This window comes from Neobacillus drentensis (assembly GCF_036962765.1).
In the GTDB taxonomy this organism is placed as follows: Bacteria; Bacillota; Bacilli; order Bacillales; family Cytobacillaceae; genus Neobacillus; species Neobacillus drentensis_C.
In genome coordinates this window covers 7,511-12,911 of sequence record NZ_JBALOS010000319.1, presented here as the reverse complement: position 1 = coordinate 12,911, position 5,401 = coordinate 7,511, and the positions used below count along the sequence as shown (strand labels likewise).

The window sequence follows — 5,401 nt, the reverse complement described above, 5'->3', positions numbered from 1 at the left end:
GAATTTTTCACATGGTGCCTGACACCCTTTATCTTGTTTTCATCGTTTAAATTAAATTGGGTTGAAACGCTTTTACTTTATGGAGATGCCCGGTCAGTTCGCGGGTTGTTGTTTTACTATGTTTGCACTGGTTAGGAGTGCTTGAAGGTCTCGGAACAGCAAATAGCTTTTGGGGGATCCTTTTTTCCTTTTATGAAGTTTACCCTTGCTTCAATAACTCTCTCAACTCTTCTGTCATCCTTCTTTTCAACTTTCGGGCAGTCTCCCACAAATAAAAATAGACCTCCACCTATTCCTTATATAGAGATAGGTAAAGGTCCATTATCTAATTTAGCGCAAACTGGGCAAATTTTTCTGAAAAAGTCGCTTCTTGTTTCATCTGCATTTCTTGTTGCTCCTTGATCTCCGACTTTCTATTTGTTTCAAATCTTTTCAATTTTTGTGCGGAGGTGTTATTTTCTCTTAATGCTTGGGTTATGAGAGGCGCAAGGACATGCGCGTCTTTCATTCCACAATTTATCCCGATTGCCCCAGTTGGAGTCATTGTATGTGCAGCATCACCGATGATGACTAATCCATCCTTGACCCAAGTTTCAGAACGTGAACTTTGGACCTTTAAAGGGACAAAGTCATTCCATGATTGAAGGTTCTCTTCGACAAGCTCTTTTAATTCTGGAAAGCTCTCGATTAAGGGTTTTAGAAATGGCTGCATTGCTTTTTTTCTTAATAAAGGAAAGGATCCTTCATCAATATTCCAGCCTATTTGAATGAATCCACCAGTTTGGGTAAACAAGGCTAACTGATGTCCATTGACAAGAACCATTCTTGTTGTTGGCTCCCAACCCGGAAGTGCAGGAACTTTGGCCCACAATACATCGTACCCATGCTTCATCTCAAGCGTTGGAATCTTCGCCAGTTTTCTCACTGTGGAATAACGTCCATCCGCCCCTACAACTACTGAACTTGCGATCATAATTTCTTGACCGTCCCTTATTGCTTTTACACCCGTATAGACCCCGCGATCATCCTGGATCAATTCCGATACCGTCGTGTTATAAAGGAGGCGATAATTTTCAAATTGCTTTGACTCTTGAATGATTGCACTTAGTAAATTCGCTTGCGGAACATGAATACCTACATGATCCTCTCCGAATGAAGGAGTAATGGTATTAACAAGATGGTTTCCTTCAAAAAATTGGATTTTTTCCATTTTCAGAAGCCCAAGTTTTTCAATCTTTTCAAACAATTGGTGTTCTTTTAAAATTGCTTCCGTTTCTGAAGTAATATGTTCCCCTCTAAATTTTCTATTAACTCCAGAAGATCGTTCGAGAACAATGGTTGATACACCATTTTTAGCCAATAGAAAACCTAATAATGTCCCTGCTGGTCCGCCACCCACAATAACAACATCTGTCTGCAGCATCATTATATTCACCTTCTGGTTAAATTTTTATTTCGAAAAAGCTATCATCAAAAGTTTTCTTATAAGAATAAAAGTTAATTATAGAATAACAAAGATTACATTTCTGGTCAATTAAAAAAGGTCAGTCCTAGATATTTCCAGGACTGACCTTTTATTCTGTAACCATTAATTTTTCCATCTCAATAATTCTTTTAAGATATTCAAATTCGTTGTTTTCGAGAATATCGATTTCATTATTTGTGGCGAGAAGAATTTGATTTCGACACTTCGATATTCTTTGAAGCATCGGATGGATTGTTAGGCTTGATAAATTTACAAAATCATATAAGTCAGATAAACAAACAGGAAGTTTATACCCTTTATTACTGCTGGCTATTAACAGCCCGCTATCCCGGAGCTTAGATACGATGTTCGATCTAAAGTAATGATGATTGATTTTGTTCATCCGGATGGCGTTTAGATTATCGAGAATTTCTTGTGTATATACATATTCATTTGGATTTTCTCGCAGATTAAATAACAGAAACTTGAGTAAGTCGATCCTGATTTTTTCATCCAGGTCTTCACTCTTTTTATTTTTTTCAAGGTATTGAAGGGTCAAATTCACCGATTGTTTAAAAATAACCTCATCAAACAGGGAGTCCTGATTCCTTGATATGTAATCATGTAGGTAGTTTTTGTAGTTTTGCGGCCATAAATTAATCGCAACAATTTTCTTTTTGATGATTTTATTAAAAAGCGGATAATGTTCAGAATCCTGGTTTTGATCATAACCTATCGCAATCGTCCCTGCGATTATATTCGCCAATTGTAGAAGGTTTTCTGATGTGCGATTGTTAAATCCAAAAGACGAATAATTAAATAAATCAGGAATACTTTTTTCGGTGATATAGGTCTTAAATTCAGTCATGAATTCCTTAGTTCCCTGCTGATTTAAAACAAGATCGAGTTGGTCAAACGTTCGTTTTAAATCATCATAAATCAATCGATTCATGTATTTTATAAACGTCTTTTCAAAAGTAATCCCGCTATCTTCTCTTATTTTTCTTTTGTCTATGACATAGGCATATATATTAAACGGTAACTCCTTCAGTTCATTTAATAGTTGAATTCTAAGATGAGGGTTGTCGATTCTGTCAGATTGCATTTCTTCGGTTTGAAAGTATTTTTGTCTAACCTTCTCAACTTCACGTTCTAGCCATTCTTTATTAGATTCTTTTGCTAGAATAGCAACGATAATAAAGTGGGTCGAGACATCATTATTTTCAAAATCAAAACTATAATCACCAGACTCTTCAAGAAACGCAAATTGGATATCGTTCATTCTCCCCACCTCACCCAAAAATTCTTACTTCCTTAATTCAACAAAATATGCTCTAAAACCTCCCAAAAGTTAATTTTTCCCTAAAAAAAATTGAATAATATGGTTAAAAGTGGTCTTGGGTTTAATAGGTGGGGGTAATTGGAAGATACAACTTTATAAAAAGATTAGGGATTACTATGATTGTGTGCTATACTCTGTATACCATTTGCTTTACGTTTTTCAAATACCCGCTCTACTCGACTGCCGAGTAGGGTTTTTTTATTGTTTTTATAGGCACAAAAAAAGACTCTACAAGAGAGTCTTTTTATCTATTGGTTCTTATTATGCTTTGCGAACGTTAGTAGCTTGGGGTCCACGTTGACCTTGTTCTACTTCAAATGTTACAGCTTGACCTTCGTCTAAAGATTTGAAACCTTCGCTTTGGATAGCTGAGAAGTGTACGAATACGTCGTCTCCTGCTTCGCGTTCGATGAATCCGAATCCTTTTTCTGCATTAAACCATTTCACTTTACCTTGTTCCATTTGTTGTTTCCTCCTCGTGTGCTTTGCACACATTGTGTTACTATCCTTGCTCAGATCTTCAAGACAGAAAGTTTAACACTTATTATCCTACCGACAAACAAAAATAATTCTTCCTTACTATAACAGAGACTCCCTAGTAATGCAAACCTTCTACGGAAAGACTCCCTTTTAAGGTGCAATTTTAATCCAAAACGATTTTCAATATGATCAACAAGATAAACCGCAAGTACACCGGTCTTTGCCGAATAACATCGAATAGGCAGAAGGAAATTCTTGATTCACTCGCTGGACTTCAAGTGCAAACTCCACTTCATTCTTAGGAACAGGCGATAAGGAATCAGCCTTTTTCTGGGTATCAATATGTGCGCCTGGTGGAACAAAACTACCTGGCTTAAGCGTCACTCCACCGGTAACAACGGCTCCAGAGGCGATGAAGCTCCCTTCTCCGATATGGGCATGATAAACAATTGTCTTAAACCCGACAAATGCTTTTTGATCAATCTGACAGGGACCATGGATCAGCGCCCCATGGGCACAGGAAACCTCGTCATCCATATAGATTGAGTATTTCTTTTGGTTAATCTCGATATGTTTGTTTTTTAAGCCGTGAAGGATTACACCATCTTGTAGATTACAGTTGCTTCCAATATAAAATGGCGTCCCTTCATCTGCACGAATACTGACAAAAGGACCGACAAAGGTATTTTTTCGAATCCTGACATCGCCGACGATATAGGTGAACGGACTTAAGAACGTCGTTTTATTAATTTTTGGAAAAATGGGGGTTGGATTTAGGGTAGTTATCGGGTTTGAACCTACATAGTAACTATAAATATTTAATGGACCATTTAGATGATTGGGATAATTCCACATAATACATTCCCCTCTTTCTCATAACTGGATTCATGATACATATACGTAGGTTTTCTAGAATAAGACCATTTTCCAGCGATAGAAATTGGCTCATCTGAAACTTTAGTTCACTTTTTCTCGTCTAAATTTAATAGAAGATCATGGGGAGGGGTACATACGTGTTAGAACAAACAGGAATGGTAAAAATCGACGTATATAGAGATATTTATTCACAATTGTATACAGGATTAAAGTGGAAAACGGATAAGCGATCACTAATGCTAATTGCAGCGTTGTATGTCACAAACGGAAAAGAATTTAACTTCAAGAGATTCATGGACCTTGCTGACTATATTAAAAGCGAAGTAGGCTTCTTTTCGCAATTAAAATCTGTGACACGATATACCACGGCTGCCACCCTCGATACGCTGACAGATGATCCTAAATCGAGCTTTAACCATTTTATCAAGCTCTATGAAAAACTTATTGAAAATGGCTTCAGCCGCCAGATTTATACCTATATAGCGGCTGGAACCCTTTTAAAAGTGGAGCAGACGCGAGTGGATGAAATCACAAAAAAGACATGCGTCATTTATAAAGGGATGAAGGAGCATCATTTCTTCCTTACCAACGCAGCTGATTACCCATTATCAGCCATCCTTGCCTTATCTACTTATGAACCAGCGGAGATCATTAACAAGGTGGAAGGCTATTACAATGCACTCAAAGATGAAGGATTTTCAATCGGAAATGATCTGCAATTTTTAAGCCACATCCTCGCATTAGATGCAAAACATCAACCAAATGAAAAAGCGATTCAATGCAGCCACATTCAGAAACTGCTGAAAGAAAACAATTTAAAAACAAAAAAAGCCTATTACCCTTATATTGGAATGTTGACCTATTTGGATAATGTAGATGCTGCGATCAAGAACTTATATGAAATAAATGAAAGTTTAAATGAAGATAAATTGTTTAAATGGAATAAAGACATCAATTTTATGATGAGCGTTTTGTTTTTAATGAGTCATTTGACTACATTGGGCGATGCGGCCAAAACAACCTTTAATACCACGATAGAAATTTTGATCCAGGCTCAACAGGCTGCAATGACGGCAAGTATTACAGCTGCCACTGTTGCATCAAGTAGTTCTGGTGGAGATTAATAAGGTATGCAAGTTAATATCGCTTTGTATTTTTCTTCATTGTGCTTATGAAGGACAAATCTCTTGTTCCTTCGGTAAGTTTTGTCCTTCACCCCGCTTATGATAGACAATTCT

Annotated in this window: 5 protein-coding genes; 1 reads left to right on the top strand and 4 read right to left on the bottom strand. The window is 37.0% G+C overall.

The window, feature by feature from the left end; translation table 11 throughout:
• Window positions 1–325 precede the first annotated feature (325 nt).
• From V7137_RS28250 to V7137_RS28235, 4 genes are all read right to left on the bottom strand, one after another.
• Entirely contained in the window at window positions 326–1,423 is a 1,098-nt protein-coding gene (locus V7137_RS28250) for an FAD-dependent monooxygenase (protein ID WP_335701137.1), read from the bottom strand.
• 151 nt (window positions 1,424–1,574) lie between these two features.
• Window positions 1,575–2,747: a DUF3800 domain-containing protein gene (locus V7137_RS28245; RefSeq protein WP_335701136.1), complete on the bottom strand. Its 1,173-nt coding sequence runs from the start codon at window positions 2,745–2,747 to the stop codon at window positions 1,575–1,577.
• A gap of 321 nt (window positions 2,748–3,068) precedes the next feature.
• Complete coding sequence (locus V7137_RS28240) at window positions 3,069–3,269, bottom strand: cold-shock protein (protein ID WP_007083691.1); 201 nt, start codon at window positions 3,267–3,269, stop codon at window positions 3,069–3,071.
• Between the two features lie 207 nt (window positions 3,270–3,476).
• Window positions 3,477–4,142, bottom strand: coding sequence for a carbonate dehydratase (locus V7137_RS28235; RefSeq protein WP_335701135.1), 666 nt, complete (start codon window positions 4,140–4,142; stop codon window positions 3,477–3,479).
• Window positions 4,143–4,300: 158 nt separating this feature from the next.
• On the opposite strand from V7137_RS28235, the gene V7137_RS28230 reads away from it, so the two are divergent.
• Complete coding sequence (locus V7137_RS28230; protein ID WP_335701134.1) at window positions 4,301–5,287, top strand: DUF4003 family protein; 987 nt, start codon at window positions 4,301–4,303, stop codon at window positions 5,285–5,287.
• The last annotated feature ends 114 nt before the right edge of the window (window positions 5,288–5,401 follow it).